The 16,681-nt window shown below is 37.1% G+C and carries 10 protein-coding genes and 1 riboswitch; of the genes, 2 read left to right on the top strand and 8 right to left on the bottom strand.

The genetic code is table 11. The features are described 5' to 3' along the window. Positions 1–28: 28 nt before the first annotated feature. The 7 genes from CYTFE_RS0107700 to CYTFE_RS25555 all read right to left on the bottom strand — a co-directional run bounded on the left by CYTFE_RS0107700 (position 29) and on the right by CYTFE_RS25555 (position 9,316). Positions 29–2,464 carry a sugar-binding domain-containing protein gene (locus tag CYTFE_RS0107700; protein ID WP_027471341.1) on the bottom strand — a complete coding sequence of 812 codons (2,436 nt, stop codon included), beginning with the start codon at positions 2,462–2,464 and terminating at the stop codon, positions 29–31. A 44-nt stretch (positions 2,465–2,508) separates the two neighbouring features. Next, the gene (locus CYTFE_RS0107705; protein ID WP_081735939.1) at positions 2,509–4,038 is read right to left on the bottom strand and encodes a sialate O-acetylesterase; all 1,530 of its coding nucleotides are present in this window, start codon (positions 4,036–4,038) and stop codon (positions 2,509–2,511) included. A 137-nt stretch (positions 4,039–4,175) separates the two neighbouring features. Continuing rightward, a complete protein-coding gene (locus CYTFE_RS25535) occupies positions 4,176–4,811 on the bottom strand; it encodes a sulfatase-like hydrolase/transferase (RefSeq protein WP_027471343.1) in 636 nt (211 codons plus the stop codon). 77 nt (positions 4,812–4,888) lie between these two features. After that, the gene (locus CYTFE_RS25540) at positions 4,889–5,614 is read right to left on the bottom strand and encodes a DUF6786 family protein (protein ID WP_152541655.1); all 726 of its coding nucleotides are present in this window, start codon (positions 5,612–5,614) and stop codon (positions 4,889–4,891) included. Beyond that, positions 5,559–5,828, bottom strand: a complete 270-nt coding sequence (locus tag CYTFE_RS25545) for a hypothetical protein (protein ID WP_027471344.1) — start codon at positions 5,826–5,828, stop codon at positions 5,559–5,561. Before CYTFE_RS25545 ends, CYTFE_RS25540 begins: the two co-directional genes overlap by 56 nt. A 134-nt stretch (positions 5,829–5,962) precedes the next feature. Further along, entirely contained in the window at positions 5,963–7,876 is a 1,914-nt protein-coding gene (locus CYTFE_RS25550) for a glycoside hydrolase family 97 protein (RefSeq protein WP_081735940.1), read from the bottom strand. A 9-nt stretch (positions 7,877–7,885) separates the two neighbouring features. Next, the gene (locus CYTFE_RS25555; protein WP_044212100.1) at positions 7,886–9,316 is read right to left on the bottom strand and encodes a sulfatase; all 1,431 of its coding nucleotides are present in this window, start codon (positions 9,314–9,316) and stop codon (positions 7,886–7,888) included. Between the two features lie 267 nt (positions 9,317–9,583). On the opposite strand from CYTFE_RS25555, the gene CYTFE_RS0107740 reads away from it, so the two are divergent. Next, complete coding sequence (locus tag CYTFE_RS0107740; protein WP_027471345.1) at positions 9,584–13,666, top strand: hybrid sensor histidine kinase/response regulator transcription factor; 4,083 nt, start codon at positions 9,584–9,586, stop codon at positions 13,664–13,666. 12 nt (positions 13,667–13,678) lie between these two features. Here the strand turns inward: CYTFE_RS0107740 and CYTFE_RS0107745 are convergent, their stop codons facing one another. Then, positions 13,679–15,205 carry an alpha-L-fucosidase gene (locus CYTFE_RS0107745; protein ID WP_027471346.1) on the bottom strand — a complete coding sequence of 509 codons (1,527 nt, stop codon included), beginning with the start codon at positions 15,203–15,205 and terminating at the stop codon, positions 13,679–13,681. 482 nt (positions 15,206–15,687) lie between these two features. Beyond that, positions 15,688–15,781, top strand: a riboswitch (TPP riboswitch). A 57-nt stretch (positions 15,782–15,838) separates the two neighbouring features. On the opposite strand from CYTFE_RS0107745, the gene CYTFE_RS0107755 reads away from it, so the two are divergent. After that, entirely contained in the window at positions 15,839–16,609 is a 771-nt protein-coding gene (locus tag CYTFE_RS0107755; protein ID WP_027471347.1) for a sulfide-dependent adenosine diphosphate thiazole synthase, read from the top strand. The last annotated feature ends 72 nt before the right edge of the window (positions 16,610–16,681 follow it).

The following is a 16,681-nucleotide window of genomic DNA, read 5'->3' on the forward strand; positions in this document are numbered from 1 at the left end:
TTCGCCCTGGCCATGCCGGTTTCATATATTATTCTGCTTTTATTTTACATTTTGAACTGCTTAACCATGGAGAACTAAATATTACCTCTATATCACCCTGTTCACCGGTCGCCTGTATGTATGCGATCATTCTACCCATGTAAACACGTTGCATATTATCACGATAATCACCCATATCCCGGTCGTTTCCTGCTTCAAGGCCGAGTAACTTTGCCGGACCTTTTATGATACATGAAATTTCATTATCAGAAATTATTACGGGTATTCCCTCATTATCTACAACAGTAATTTCTATTTGAGCCAGCCCTTTATTTGCTGATATCACCTTCTTATCTTGATGACTAACAATCGAATGCGGCCTGTCAGAAGTCTCAATAAATGAATTACTTACCTCTTTACCCATGTTATCCATACCTATAACTTGAAGTTTACCTGGTTCAAATGGTATTTCCCACAGAAATACGCCTGTTTCATTATCATAACTTTTCACATTTCCCACCTTTTTACCATTCAAAATAAGCTGAGCCTTATTCGAATTTGTAAAAGCCAATACTTTAACCAGCTCACCTTTTTCATAGTTCCATACCGGCCAGGCATTCCGAATTAAGTTCTTTATACTTGCTGTTGAACTACTTGTTCCCAAATAAGCCACCGGCTTATCGCTCCATAGGGCACGTCGAAACTCACCACGCGGCTTCACAAAACCAGCATAATTTAAGAGTCCTCCATTTCCACCTCTGGCAGGCCATGGTCCAGATTCTCCCAGATAGTCGATTCCAGTCCAAAGAAACTGCCCCGAAATAAAATCACGGTCTACCACAGCATTCCAGGCTGCCATCGTGTGACTATTTTCGCTTCCGTAGATAACACGATCAGGATATAGTACGTGGTCAATATCATAGCGATTTTCGGTATAATTATACCCACAAATATCCAAAGTCCCAGGGTAATCTGTATGGTTGGACATAATAACACCCGCGAGAGCTGCAGTTACGGGACGGGAAGGATCGTGCGTTCTCACTTGGTTGGACAATCGTTTTGCGATATTACCCAAACGCTCTGCCTGCGGCGCTTCTGGCAAATAACCACCATACACCTTTTGTTGGATTCTTCCTGAATCTAAAACAGGATGAGAATAGGGATCATTTGGATAATCCACTTCATTACCAATACTCCACATGATAACAGACGGATGGTTGCGATCGCGTCTAACCATATCCGCCACATCCCTACTGCTCCATTCCTCAAAAAAATCGTAAGTACCTTCGTATCCCGGCTTACCTTTATTCCAACCAACCAACCATTTTCGTTTTGAAAACTCCCACTCATCGAAGGCTTCGTCCTTCACCAGCAAGCCCAATTCTTCACATAAATCATAAACATCAGGAGCTTGTGGATTATGGCTCATGCGTACAGCATTGCACCCCAACGATTTTAAGTTCTCTAGCCTTCTTTTCCATACCTCTTTGGGAACAGCACTCCCCAAACAACCGGCATCATGATGAATACAAACACCCTTTATTTTCATCCCTCTTCCATTCAAATAAAACCCAGTATTGGCATCAAAACGAATACTACGAATACCCACTTTGGTCTGGCTCTCATCCACAATTTTTCCCTCAACTTCGATACGAGTGTATAATGAATATAAATATGGAGTATCCAAATCCCAAAGTGCAGGTTTATTCACCATCATTTCTACACTTTCCGATAGAATGGATTGTGCACTTACTTCGATAATTTTCGAGGCTGTTGCTATTTCATTCCCAAGGGTATCGACCAACACGCTAACTAATTTCAATTCCTGCAAGTCATTGGTTTCGTTTTTCACTTCCATGGTCACTTCCACGCTTGCTTTTTTTGCACTAACACGAGGAGTCGTATAATGCACTCCCCATTGGTTGAAATGTACTTTCCCGGAGGTAACTAAATACACATCGCGATAAATACCAGAACCAGTGTACCAACGAGAATCGGCTTGACGACTGTGATCTACCTTAACAGCGACAACATTATGGCCTGAGCGGTTGATATATGGTGTGATATCATAGCAAAAAGAGATATACCCATTGGGACGCTTCCCAACAAGCTGGCCATTGATATACACTTCGCTTCGGTTGTACACACCCTCGAAATACAAATAGGCTTTTTGCTCTAAGGACAAATTAGAAAAATCAAGCGTTCTACGGTACCAACCAATTCCTCCTGGCAAATAACCGGTACAACTTGACAAGGTTGGACTTAAAGTGGCTTCAATACTCCAATCATGGGGCAAATCAAGTTTTCTCCATTCTTTATGTTTATAAGCTAAATCCTGTGCACTTTCGGGATTATCCAACGTAAAATACCACCCATCGTTTAATAAATAACTCTTACCAAAGGATACTTGGGCTTGATTTACCAGTGATATAGAAAGCAAAGTTATAAATACAGATAAAACTCGAAGACTAAAATATCCTTTCATCACAATTATGTTAATTATTAAGCGAAAAATCTCTTTGCTTGTTCTTATTTTTCCCAGGGATCCGTTCTAAACGGATAAGCAGGCAACTCACTACCATTCACCAAATTAACATTAGGCTTACCTGCAAATGCATAACGAACGTACTTAGGTTTCTCTATTTCAGAGGAACTTAAAACGACACATTCCCCCTTTATTTTTGCCTTGGCCTTGGTCCATTGTCCAGACTCATCAGCTATCCAGAAACCAGAGGGTGCCTTATGATTTGTTGTTTTGAGTCCGTCTGCATTGTTAAAATACACCACAAGTTCACTACCCTGAATTTCAACATTCTTAAGGGTGGGCCCCATGTCCTGCACATCCTGACCCAGCGTATTTTTTGCTGCCAAAAGCGCAGCTCTTTGACCAATAGGCAGTTTATCATGGGGGTGAATATTATTCACATCGCCCAAGTCGATCGTATTTATTAATGTAACATAAGGTAAGTCAAGTGCTGCCGCTTGCGACTCACGCATCCATGCCCAGGACGGTTCTGTTGGACTTTCCGGATCAATGACCTTTTTGCTTTCGATCCCTTTTCCATAACCAGGAAGCATAACCACCATAAAATGCATCTCCTCATCATTCCAACGATCCCTATAAGTTTGTATCCACTGTTTAAGAGCTTGGTCATAATCCTTAATCCCACATACGCGGTGAAACCAATTGATATCATCTACATCGGGCAATCCTGACATATAACGAGTATTTCGCTCGCCTTGATACCAAAGCAATCCCCGACATGCAAAAGGAATAAGCGGATGCATCATCGCATTGTAAATAATATTAGGATTTCGTCTTAGAAATATATTTTCTTTATTGGTCCATTTATCCGGACGGCTCATTAATTCCTCAATTCGTTTTACCCGCTGTGTATCTGCATCAAAATCGTTCATGATGGTATCAAAAAGCGGTAGCTTCTGCGTCATACTTCTGGGCATCCAGGCTTCAATTGACGAACTACCCCAAGCGGTTTTAATGATCCCAACAGGTACTTCCGCCAGGTTATTCAAAAAATAAGCAAATGAAAAGGCCACAGCACTATTAGGATGTCCTACCTTCCATTTACCTTGAATCTCTTCCTGTTCTTTTAAGGCCACTGTATTTTTCACATTAAAGCTACGCATATTTTTAACCAATGGAACCAGACCTCTAATTTCAGGTATCGAGGCTGGCGACATAAACATATTCGATTGCCCTGAACATATCCAAACCTCACCAACGAGTATATCTTTAATAAGCACCTCACTTTTTCCTGATATGGACATATCTCTTCCCACAGCAGATGCCACCAAAGGATCTAAGCGTACAATCCACTTTCCATCAGCTCCGGCTCTCGTTGTTTTTATTTGTCCAGCAAATTCTACCTTTATTTTTTCTTTAGGGGAAGCCTTTCCCCAAATAGGAACTATTTTATCACGTTGCAAAACCATATGGTCAGTAAAGATATTGGCCGGCATTAAAGATTGACCAAAAGCCGATAAATCTGCAAGAAAAAATAGCAGTATAACAATGTGTGTAAAAGTTTTATTATTCATGAAATTCATATAGATAATTTTATGCTAAAAGTAAATATAAATGCGCTATATGATTATTGTGTTTCTTTCAATTGCTATAGTAAATATTTCAAAATCCCACAAATGTTCTATTATATGACATATTCTGTCTGTGTCGTTTATACAAATACCCTGAAATATAATTCATACAAAACACAATTGTCAAATAATATCCGATCTTTGGGTGCAATATGTCGTGGCCATTTGGTATAAGATATAGTATTTAATTCTACCAATTCTTTATTTCGAATAAGATGCGCCCTTTTATCATTACTGGTTGGGGTAAAGAATGAGTAATCAAAACCCTGGTTATAAGGTAATAAGTCAGGATTAAACTTTTCCGGATTATGCCCTGCAAGATCCCACTTACCAAGCATACAAGTGGAATAGCCTACTGACTTTAATACCTCAGCAATAGTGACCTCACTCAAAGATAATTTTGGATGAGGCGCCACACCATCATCATTTCTTGCATTTCGCATGGGATAGCACCCCGTCATTAACGCAGCTCTGGATGGTCCGCAAACTGTTTGCGCATAAAAGCTGGTGAACTTCATTCCTTCATCTGCCATTTTATCGATGTTTGGTGTTTTGATGTTAGGCGAACCAAAACAACCAAGATCCTGATAACCCTGATCATCCGTAATAATGATGATAAAATTTGGATGTTTTATTTTTTGCGAAGAACAACGAATACTCATGAGTGCCAATACTATAAAAGCAATGCCTTTTATGATATGTTTTTTAAGGGTCATAATCTGTTCTATTTATTTACTACTATATTAAATTCGCAATGGATCTAGCTTGAATAACAGCTTTTCATTTTTCTTCCTTAATCTTCTAATCCTGCTTTAATTTCTTCAAAAGAAACACCCAATAGGCGAAGCGCAGTCGGATTTAATTCTTCTTCCGTTCCATGTAGGTGTATAGTTCTTTGAACATGTTGCATTAATTCTCCCGGAGTCAATGCTGCAGCGGGAGACGAAGATTCAATTTCATAAAAAGGTCCCATTGGTTTCTTTCCCGGTGAAGGAGCCCCATCATTATAAGCATTAATGACATCTCCACTGTAGGGTTCTTTTTGATGTTCCCACATAGAGTTCACGTAGCCATTAGGTGCATCCTGCACATTATAAGTCACTACAGTCAGTACTCTATCCTTGGCGTCATAACTTCCTGCTACGCCCAATGATCGAAGGGCATTAATTCCAATTTTACTACGATAAATACCATCTCCTTTCATAAAGAGAACCCCTTCGGCGAATTCTTCATTTAAAATATTTTCAACAAGCACCTTATCCAAAAGCTTGACGGTTCTTTTAATCCCTATTTCAAATACAGTTCCACTATAATTTACAAGCCTTGCCCTATGCTCAAATGAAGCAGATGCCATCGTACGCTCCACCAATCTATACGCCTCATTATCAATAACTGATGGTGTTTTCCAGTTAGAAAATTCAAATTTGTCGCCAGGTTTAAAATACAAAGCAAATTGTCCTCCCTCAGGCCCAAGCCAGAATCGCTCTTCGCCTCCAAACACATAAATATGCTCTTCCAAATTTCCCTTCCGTTTCTCCTTGCTCTTGAGAAGCAGGGTGTCGATAACATAAATCCCACAATCCCCAGTTAAACTGAATGATATCGTAGTCGTTGGCTGTAATCAATGCTTCCACGTTTTTCGGCCCTTTGCCTGTATGTTGCGCATTTCCGGGGTTATGAAATACATCAGCTTCTTCTTTTAATTCTTCCCGAACAAAGGGAGTATAATCCAATGGAAATTGAGTCTCCTATAATTAATATTTTCGCTTTCTATTCTTTAAAACCTGCAGTTATTATAATAAGTGCAAGTAAAACAAGTTTTAATTTCATTTTTATTATTTATGATAATTATTTTTAAAAGCACGCCTTATATTCTGGGTTTAATCCACATACAATGTCCACCTCCAGGTGCCATGATTGCCTTTACAACATCTCCCTTTTTCACCTTTCCTTTTCGCACTCTGTAAGCTTCTGGATTAGTCTTACAGTGAGTTTCTTCCGTATCTTCATAATAGGTAATTTCATAATCTTGTCCCTCTTCCAGGAAATCAAGGTGAATATCCAGTGCACCTCCTTTTTGACAATAAACACTACCAATAAACCACTCCCGATCATGTCGTCGTGCCGTACTAATGTACTCGCCAATTTTTGCATGAAGAACATGACTCTCATCCCATCTTCCCACAGGCATTTTTTGAATAAACTCAAACAAATCGGCTTTTGCAGCGTAGGCCTCTGGTGCATCTGGAATACAAACCAAACCACTAAAAATAACGAGTGTGCGAGCTGCTTCTGAACATACAGTAGACAAATACGAGTGGGGTTTACGCGGCCCCTTTTGTCGCAAGCCCGCATTAATACCATTTAAGTCAAAATTTCCATTATTCATATCCAGCGGACCAGTTATGGCATTGATCAAAGCCATTTTTATAAAAGTTTCTGGGGTAAAAGCCCTTCGTGAATCCTGTTGTGCATGGCAATATTCACGAGTAATAGCATTGGGATAAGTACGGCGTATTCCGGTAAAAGGTACCGGGCTATCATGAAAATCGATGAGAAGATGACTTGCTGCACTCTTTTGAATGGCTTCCCGGGTAAAACCAACCTTACTACCCATAAATCCATATTTGATACCTTTCATTCCTAAAGACTGATAATAAGGAAAAAGAGCATCATCACCATACTCTCCATGTCTTCTATCATAATAGAGCATGAGTTGAACATCTTTTTTTGCAGCATAATCAATGACCGCTTGCAAAGCTAGTTTATCCGATAATTCAAAATGTCCTTTTGTGACATGCTTATACCATGCATCATCAATAAGAAAATAATCAACCCCTGTTTCTGCTGCAAAATCTATAAATCTATAATAACTCTCATTATCAATACCATATACAAAACCATCTGGTGCTGTATATCCATGCACACGCCAATCCCATAAGGTCTTACCCGGTTTTATCCAATCTGTATTTTCAAGTTGACAAGGAGTAGCCAGGTTAATGGGAACTGTATTGACAACAAGCTCACCGGCAGTGTCCCCAAATAAAATAACACGCCAAGGACTCATCCATTTTTTATGGTCTACTTTTACTCTATTCACAGAAACCATCTCACCTTCAACATCTTCAGCATAAAGCCGCATGGGACTGATACCAGAAGCCGCATATAAATCTGATTCCAAAAGAGCCATAAACGACTCATTTGATTCTACGACCAAAGGAAGGCTAATCTTATTTTTCTTCTGTTGTAAAAAATCGTTTATCTCCTTATGATGCAAAGGGCCCAAAGGCTCCGTTTCGCCTTTCGGAAAATAATAATTGCTCTGTTTTGAAAAAGCATAACCACATTTTAAGGTCACTGCATCAGGTTTTTCGCCTTCATCAAGCACAAACCGAAAGGCTACTCCTTCGTTATAAACCCTGGCAACAAACACACCCTTAACTCCCTCAATATCAATATTTAATTGAAGCTGTCTATAATTATCACGTATGGTACTCTGTTGTCCCCAAACAGGCTTCCAGGTTGAATCACTTTCCATTTCATCAGCATCAATAATTGTTACCGCTGCATCGGCCATTATTTCCAATACAGAAAGACCAATTTTCTCCTCTCCCTGCTGACTAATTTGATAATTCAACTTATTATCTATTAAACGAATATGAAGAGAAAGCTTTCCTTCCGGAGCAACTAACTGATAATTATTCTTTTTTGTATTACACGAAGCAAGTGTTGTTGGCAATACTATAACTAAGAATATTATGCAAAAATTAACAATTTTCATATCTAAAATCTATTTTAGTGGCACATTAATCTCACCACAAAGTTCTATTGCATCATTCGTATTAAATGTTTCATTTACTTCAGGCATTTCGGCATTCACCTTTTGTTGCCACTTTTCTAGCTTCCTAAGCAGTTCTCTACTTTTTGCCGGATACTTAGCTGAAAGATTAATCTTTTCACCTAGGTCTTGTGGCAAATTAAAAAGAAACAACTCTTCGGTTTCAAATTCCTTAATCAGTTTCCAATCGCCCTCACGAATAGCTGCCCCCATTGAAAGTCCTTCTTTACGGTGGTGTGGAAAATGCCAGTAAATAGCCCTGTCGGGAAAATGACCCTTTTGATAAAACAGAGGAAGTAAACTTTGACCTTCCACTTGAGGATAATTTGATACTGAGAACCCTGCCAATTCAATAAACGTTGGAAAAAAATCAACAGATGTTACTGGTACATGACAGCTACTTCCTGGTTCTATTTTTCCATAATAATTCACAACCATAGGTACTCTTATGCCACCTTCGTACAAGGTTCCTTTTTTTCCTTTTAAAGGAGGATTACCCCACAAGCCCCCATTATCCGAATAAAAAACTACCATCGTATTTTTTAATAAATCCAATTCTTTCAACTTAGCCATCACTTTCCCCACGTTTTGGTCTAGTTTTTCAATCATAGCAAAGTATTTATTACCATTGTATTTATCCACATTCTCTTTAGGAGCTGCCAAAGGAGTATGTACAGTATAAGTTGCCAGATTTAAAAAGAAAGTTTTTTGTTTATTCCTTTCAATAAAATTAACTGCTTCATCTCCTAACCTATCTGTTAAATATTCTCCTTCCTTTCTATCCTGTATGGTTCCATTCTGATAAGGGTCAAAATATTTTTTAGGTTGTCCATAAGCACATCCTCCAATATTAACGTCAAACCCTTGCTTATCTGGATGATAAGCCGAATTTACAATACCATCCTTCGTATAAATAGAACCTTCACCACCCAGATGCCACTTCCCAATATATCCTGTTACATACCCATGCTCCTTAAGTACTTCGGCAAAAGTAACTTCCTCCGTGGGCAAATGATCTAAAAAATAAGCTTCCTTCAATTTTTTTCCTTTATTAAGCTTATTCAAATATTTTTCCATTCCCATACCCGGAATGTGACAAGTCAATTTTAGTGTAGCAGGATATTTTCCAGTCGTTAGGCTTGCTCTTGTGGGGGAGCATACGGGCGCTGAAGCATAAGCATCGGTAAAAACCATTCCCTCTTTCACCAAAAGATCAATATTAGGGGTATGAATTTTGCTTTTTTGTTTCATATAACCCACATCGGAATAACCCAGATCATCCACTACAATAAAAACAATATTAGGCAAAGAAGAAGGTTGATTTGCCCTACAAGCATATAAAAGAAAAAAAATGAATATAAAAGATATTAAAGATCTTTGCATTTTGTATTGTATTTAATAGATAACTACTTCACCTTATCGCATTCATAAATGCTTTACAATATTACATGTCCTGTTATCAAACCATTACCTAGATTCTAACAAAAGCTACAACTATTGTAACAATACATTTACACACTTTTACAAACCCTTGACTATATGCAACTTAACATACAACAAAAAAGAATCATTATTTAATACATTCAATAATGAATGAAATTATTTTATAATTTTAGGATCGCAATTTTAATGAATTTAAATAGTTCCTAAATGACCCATAAGTTCGCTTGGATACTTATCTTCATATCTACTTATACATCCCATTTTACCATCTTTGGTCAAAATGTTTTTTTTGATCAGATACAACAACCAGGTATCCATCAAGATGGAATATTTGATATTACACAGGACAACAATGGCTTTTTGTGGTTAGCAACCCATAAAGGACTCGTGAGGTACGATGGCATCCACACTGTTGCTTATGAACATTTTTATAAGGATGACCACTTAATACCTTGTGATAAGGTATTTGAATTAAGTGTTGATAAAAACAATGACATTCTAGCCATTACAACAAGCGGACTATGTAAATATTTTCAGCATGAAGACAGATTTCAACAAATCCCCCATCAAACAATCGGTATCCATTCTAAAATTTGTCAAACAAATTCTAGTAACACACTTATCACCTCCTCCACGGGCATATTATGCTTAACTAAAAACAATGAAATAAAAGATGTAGCAATAGCTGGTCATGCATTTTTTCCTCAACAAGAAAAAATAAAAAATATTTTTCATGCTACGGATTCATTATTTTTTATCGCTGCAGAAAATGGAGGTATTGGAGTTGCGCAATATGATTACAGGCAAAATATATTAAAAATAATCTCGTACTCCTATAGAAATGCAGTCTTCAATACAATTGAACGAGAGTCTGATTCTACCTACTACATAGGATTTAAAACTTTTATAAGCCGAATAAATCTAACAAAAACGGGCCAAATAAAAGCATTAAAGATGCCGGGAACCCATCCAATATTTTCTTTAAAAATGAGTAGCATTACCGACATATTAGTATCTACAAATAAAAACATCTACATATCAACTGTTGGAAACGGTTTAATTGAAATAAATAGCAACGATGGTCATATAAAAAGATACCTGCAAAGTGATAACAAAAATAGCTTAAAATGGAATACGCTGCTTTGTCTATTTGAAGACAAGTCGGGCGTAATTTGGATTGGGAAAGGCCAGGGAGGAATTACAAAAATCGATACAAAACGTAAGCCCTTTTTCAACTTAAAGCATAATCCCATGGATAAAAAATCACTTTCGCATGATTATATCAACCCTATTTTAATTGATTCAAAAGGATATTTATGGGCCGGAACATTACAAGGAGAGCTCAATAGATCTATCAATCATTTCTCAGAAACACATATATCTGAATTTGAATTTGAACTAATATATAAAAAGGATATTATGAGATATGCTTTGTTCCAATTAAATAATTATGTCATCATTGGCGCTGGCACCACCATACTCTTTTACAATTTAGATACAGAACAATTTACAACATTACCTCCAGGCAGCAAGTTACATCATATGATAGGCAACAATCCTATTTTTAATTTTGGTGTTGATCATAAAAATAGATTATGGATTGGTGGTGCAAAAGGATTATTATGTGTCGACTATCACAATAATTTCCAAAATGTAATCACTGGAAATTGTTCCCAAGTACCCATTAAGACGCTTAACGGAGTAGAATTAAACGAAAGAGTAAATCAGATCCTTTGCATGGATAGTTTAGGAACTTATATTGCAATGAATCATGGTTTGTTTACTGTTGCAGAAGAAAAAGACACACTATATCTTAATCACTACTATTACGACCCCAACAATGAGATGTCTTTAAGTCATTCCAGAGTTACCTCCATTTGTAAGGATTACAATCACCAATTGTGGGTTGGAACTTACAATGGAGGATTAAACAAAATTAATTTAAAAAACAATAATATCATTGGTTTTTATAATCGAAAAAACCTCATAAACTTACCTGTAAGTTCCATCTTCGACATACAAACCGATGACAAAAACAACCTATGGATTGCCTCACAAAAAGGAATCATAAAATATGATATCCAGCACAATTCGTACATTCAATATGCATACCCCTTGCCTGACGGGAACAGCAAACTAAACATAAAGGCTGGTGCAAAAACAAAAGATGGACAATTATTATTTGGTGGAAATAATGGTATCGTGGCATTCAATCCTGATAGAATATTAATAAACGACATTCCTGCACAAGTAGCACTCACCGGATTACAAATACTGGGCAAACCTATTAAGGTCAATGAAAAGATACACAATACAATCATATTACCGGCATCCCTAGAAGTGCTGGATCAAATCACTATACCCCACGAATGTAATAACTTTACAATTGAGTTTTCAACCTTACATTATTCTTCTCCTGAAAACAACTCTATAAAGTATAGACTAAAAGGTATTGATAACAATTGGCATCGCACATCGGCTTTACAGAATACCGTAAACTATCCAAGATTACCGCACGGCAATTATACATTTCAATTAAAAGCACTCAATTCCGACAACGTTGAGAACCAAGAAATAAAAGAGTTACACATTTGTATATTGCCTCCTTGGTATTTAACATGGATGGCCAAACTATCTTTTGGACTCGTATTTTGCTGCCTGCTATTTATCATATACAAATACCTTCACAATATTTCTCAGTTAAAACAATCTTTAAAGTTGGAAGGATTAGCTAAACAACAAGACAAAGAGTTGTTTGAAATGAAACAACAGTTTTTCACAAATGTATCCCATGAATTTAAAACGCCTTTATCTTTAATTATTGGCCCTGTAGAAAGCATGATGAAAAATTCTAAAAGTAGCGATTCAAAAAACCTATCACTGGTATTACGAAATGCACTACGGCTACAGCGATTGATAAACCAATTGCTTGATTTCAGGAAACTTGAACAGAAAAAAATGCAGGCGAATCTACAGAAGGCAGATATCAATGAACTAATTCAAGACGTTTTATTAGCGTATGAATATGCATTTAAAAAGGCAGAATTGAAAGTACAATTTATAAATAAAGTAGAAAAAATAGAATGCTGGTTTGACTATGATAAAATAGAAAAGGTACTGTACAATCTCATTTCAAATGTATGCAAATACTCAAAAAAAAATAGCCAGGTGCTAATTAAATCATTAATAGATAAAAATGAATTTGTATTCAGTATTTTAAATGAAGGAGAAGGCATTCCCCCATCAAAGAAACTACAAATATTTGATCGATTTTATCAACTTAAAAACAAATCTTCAGGCACTGGCATTGGACTTTCAATGACCAAAGAATTTATTGAACTTCATAAGGGAACCATCAAAGAAATTGGTAAATATGGTGAAAACTCAGAGTTTGTCTTTACGCTTCCCCTAAATCATACACCCTTTACGAATGTTGCTATATATCAAAACAGCCACATAAAAGCTCCATACTGTATAGAAAACAGTGATAAAGAATTATCAGAAGATAAACAACAAAGCATTTTAATTGTGGAAGACAACTTAGATATGATTGATTTCATCAGTGATATCTTCCAACAACATTTTCAGATCCTTACGGCCATCAATGGCATAAAAGGTTTTGAATTGGCACAAAAACATATACCAGACATAATCATCAGTGATATAATGATGCCTGAAATGGATGGAAATGAGTTGTGCAAGCGTATCAAAGATGATTCGAAGACTTGTCATATACCCTTGATCATGTTAACAGCCAAAGATACACTGGAAGAAAGAATAGAAGGAATATCCAAGGGGGCAGATGCTTATATTTCAAAGCCATTTAGAGCAGACCATTTAACAGCTCAGATAAACAACCTACTTGATTCGCGAAAAAAACTACAGCAAACTTACAAGGAAAAATACTCCCTTGTAACAGACAATATTGAATCTACATCTTATGACGATAACTTACTGAAAAAATTTGTGGATTTTATTGATGAAAACATTGCTAATTCTAACCTGAAAGTTGAAGATGTTGCCCAGGAATTAGCATACAGCTACATGCAGTTTAACCGAAAAATAAAGGCTCTCACAGGTGAGTCGGTGGGTCAGTTTATTACGCATTACAGACTAAAAAAGGCTAAACTAATATTTGAAAAAAATCCTACGGTTAGAGTATCTGATGTTATGACCGAAATTGGGTTCAATACCCATTCTCATTTTTCAAAATTGTTTAAAACCCAATTCGGTCTAACGCCAAAAGAATTTAGAGAGAAACTCATTCATTCTTCATCACCAACAAAATAAGCGACAAGGCTACTACTTTGTTTTTAAGATATCATCCGGAGCTTCTTCCAGCTCTATTTTAAATCCAATGGCATTTTTCAAAGTGCTTGTCAGAGGTAATTCAACGACCAGCTCGTCATTTTTCTGAATCCAATTAATCGCTTTATCATACCCCATGATAGACACTTTTTTAATGGCATCATTAATTATTCTGTCATCCGACCCCAAGGCATCAAAACTGAAGGTAGTACGACCTTCCTTTTGTTTCAAAATAAAAGCATATATATTTTGCCCTTTTTGGGTATAACGTACATCATCAGAAGTAAAACCTTTGTCGTGCATGTTACCATGTAACTTCATAACTGCATTGGTAGGGCCTTGTCCAAATACCGTAAAAGGACGCGTTTTGTAAATGCCTTCTCCATTAATCTTTAACCAGGCACCTATTTCTCTTAGAATAGCCTGCTGATCTTCAGGAATAACACCATGCTTATTAGGAGCCACATTCAAAAGCAAACAACCATTTTTACTTACGATATCAATCAAGTCGTTAATATAGGCTCCTGCTTCCCGCATTTGATAGTCATCGGTATACCCCCAACGCCATCCTCCCAATGACATATCTGTTTGCCAAGCTTCTTCACGAATACGATCTAACTTACCACTTTCAATATCAAGAACCGCAGCACCATCCGGCACAGGTCGCCATTTAATATTTTTGTAATTCAGAACTACTTCCTGATTATTTTTTAAACCTTGATTGTAATAATTAGCGATAAATTTTTTACGATACTCTTCATAGGCCGGTTCACTGAAACCCAGATCGAACCAAAAAAGATCAGGTTTATATTGGGTCATCATATCCATAGAACGTTCATACCAATGTTTTACCCACTCTTTTGATGCAGGTTCCCATCTATCATGCTTAGTCCAATAGAAATCCTTTAATTCTGGATTCATCGTTTCAAACTTTTCCTTATAGGTCCACCAGTGCCATCCATAAGCAAAATGTGATGACATACCCACTTTTAAACCTCGCTTTTTAGCTTCATCAAATATCAACCCTACAATATCTTTCTTAGGACCCATTTCAGTAGCTTTCCAACGGGTAATTTTAGAATCATACATGGCAAAACCGTCACAATGCTCCCCCACAGGAACAATATATTTAGCCCCGGCCTCCTCAAATAAATCAACCCACTCCTTGGCATCAAACTTCTCTGCTTTAAACATGGGTATAAACTTGGTATAGCCAAAATCCTCTGGCTTTCCAAAATCTTTCACATGGTTTTTATAGGCATTCGATGCTTCTTGACTTGGATTTCCCAAGGCATCCACTTGTCCTTCGTTCCACATATGATAGCCGTACCATTCCGAGTTATTGGCTGGAACAGTGGTGGGGCCCCAATGTATAAAAATACCAAACTTAACATCTTTAAACCACTCAGGTGTTTCATACTTAAGCAGTGATTCCCACTCCGGTTTATACTTCTTTTGTGCCGATAAAGTCATTAAAGGTAGCGCTATAAAAAACGCAATGATAGCATGCTTACAATTCATCTTTCTTAATTTTTAGCTTACAAGTTAACATTGCCGTCCTAGCCTTTTTTTATATAAATAGACTAAACAGCCTCTATTAATTATCTACTACAAAAATAGTGGTCTTTAGAAACAATATCTAGCACATAAGCAACGGGTGTTTATACAAATCCGACCATTATTTTATGAAGGATCTCGCCTGAATATTGTACCGTTGTCTACATCCTCATCAAACCCGGTTAAAGCAGTATATTTTAGACTCACTAACCCATCAACAAAGCCCCCCTACAATAAAACAAAAACCGTGCTACACACTGTACCCAAAGCCGCCTATTCATATAATAAAAGGGTTTCACAGAACAAATATTTTCATATCTTTCATTTCCAATGGTCACAAGAAAAATCCACCAGTATCAATTGCTTGTGATATATAAAATTTACGCCAGGTTTCTTTTATTATCTCTTTTTTAACAGTATTAAAATATTTTATCATACATTTGTAAAAAATAAACTAGGGGTGCCTAACTTCAAGGCTGAGATTATACCCTTTAACCTGAACAGGATAATGCCTGCGTAGGAAAGTAAAGTGAGAATCAACTATCCAAAGTTATATTCCCCTGTTTATTTGTAATATTCATTTAAATAAACAGTAAAATGGAACAAATTGTATCAGTAGGAATTGTTGATTCCTATTTCAAAAAACTCAAAGAAAATTTAACCGTAGATGTTGCCATTGTAGGCGGAGGACCATCGGGCATGGTAGCAGCTTATTATCTGGCCAGGCAAGGGTTTAAAGTAAGCGTATACGAACGTAAACTGGCACCCGGAGGCGGCATGTGGGGAGGTGCCATGATGTTCAATGAAATTGTAATACAGAAAGAGGCCTTACCTATTCTGGACGAATTGAATATTTCATACAAGCATTACGACAAAGATTACTACACCCTTGATTCGGTACATGCCACCAGTGCACTCATTTATCATGCCACCCAAGCCGGTGCAACATTTTTTAACTGCACATCTGTAGAAGACGTAGTATTTCTTGATAATAAGGTAAGTGGTGTCGTTCTTAATTGGGCACCTGTTCACCGTGAGAAAATGCACGTTGACCCCTTGGTAATTATGGCCAAAGCAGTAATCGATGGTACCGGTCACGATTGTGATATAGCCCGAATCCTTGAACGAAAGAATAACATTCAATTGCTCACGGCATCGGGTAAGGTAGAAGGAGAAAGATCCTTATCGATCGACGAAGCCGAACGCACTACCATAGAAAACACCAAAGAAATTTACCCCGGTTTGTATGTATCAGGAATGGCTTCCAATGGGGTTAGCGGAGGCTTTAGGATGGGGCCTATCTTTGGAGGAATGCTATTGTCTGGTAAAAAAGTGGCCAATTTAATAGCCGACAACTTAAATAAATAGGATGGAGAATTTTGGAACCTATATCATTTTAACTCGTCCTCAGCTACCCTATTCCGTCATTGCAGAAAAATG

Origin of the sequence: Saccharicrinis fermentans DSM 9555 = JCM 21142 (assembly GCF_000517085.1) — a bacterium.
In the GTDB taxonomy this organism is placed as follows: Bacteria; Bacteroidota; Bacteroidia; order Bacteroidales; family Marinilabiliaceae; genus Saccharicrinis; species Saccharicrinis fermentans.

Bases quoted from the DNA above. Each gene is read 5' to 3' on its own strand.
- CYTFE_RS0107700 (WP_027471341.1), bottom strand. From the start codon at position 2,464: ATGAAAGGATATTTTAGTCTTCGAGTTTTATCTGTATTTATAACTTTG.
- CYTFE_RS0107705 (WP_081735939.1), bottom strand. From the start codon at position 4,038: ATGAATAATAAAACTTTTACACACATTGTTATACTGCTATTTTTTCTT.
- CYTFE_RS25535 (WP_027471343.1), bottom strand. From the start codon at position 4,811: ATGACCCTTAAAAAACATATCATAAAAGGCATTGCTTTTATAGTATTG.
- CYTFE_RS25550 (WP_081735940.1), bottom strand. From the start codon at position 7,876: ATGAAAATTGTTAATTTTTGCATAATATTCTTAGTTATAGTATTGCCA.
- CYTFE_RS25555 (WP_044212100.1), bottom strand. From the start codon at position 9,316: ATGCAAAGATCTTTAATATCTTTTATATTCATTTTTTTTCTTTTATAT.
- CYTFE_RS0107740 (WP_027471345.1), top strand. From the start codon at position 9,584: ATGACCCATAAGTTCGCTTGGATACTTATCTTCATATCTACTTATACA.
- CYTFE_RS0107745 (WP_027471346.1), bottom strand. From the start codon at position 15,205: ATGAATTGTAAGCATGCTATCATTGCGTTTTTTATAGCGCTACCTTTA.
- CYTFE_RS0107755 (WP_027471347.1), top strand. From the start codon at position 15,839: ATGGAACAAATTGTATCAGTAGGAATTGTTGATTCCTATTTCAAAAAA.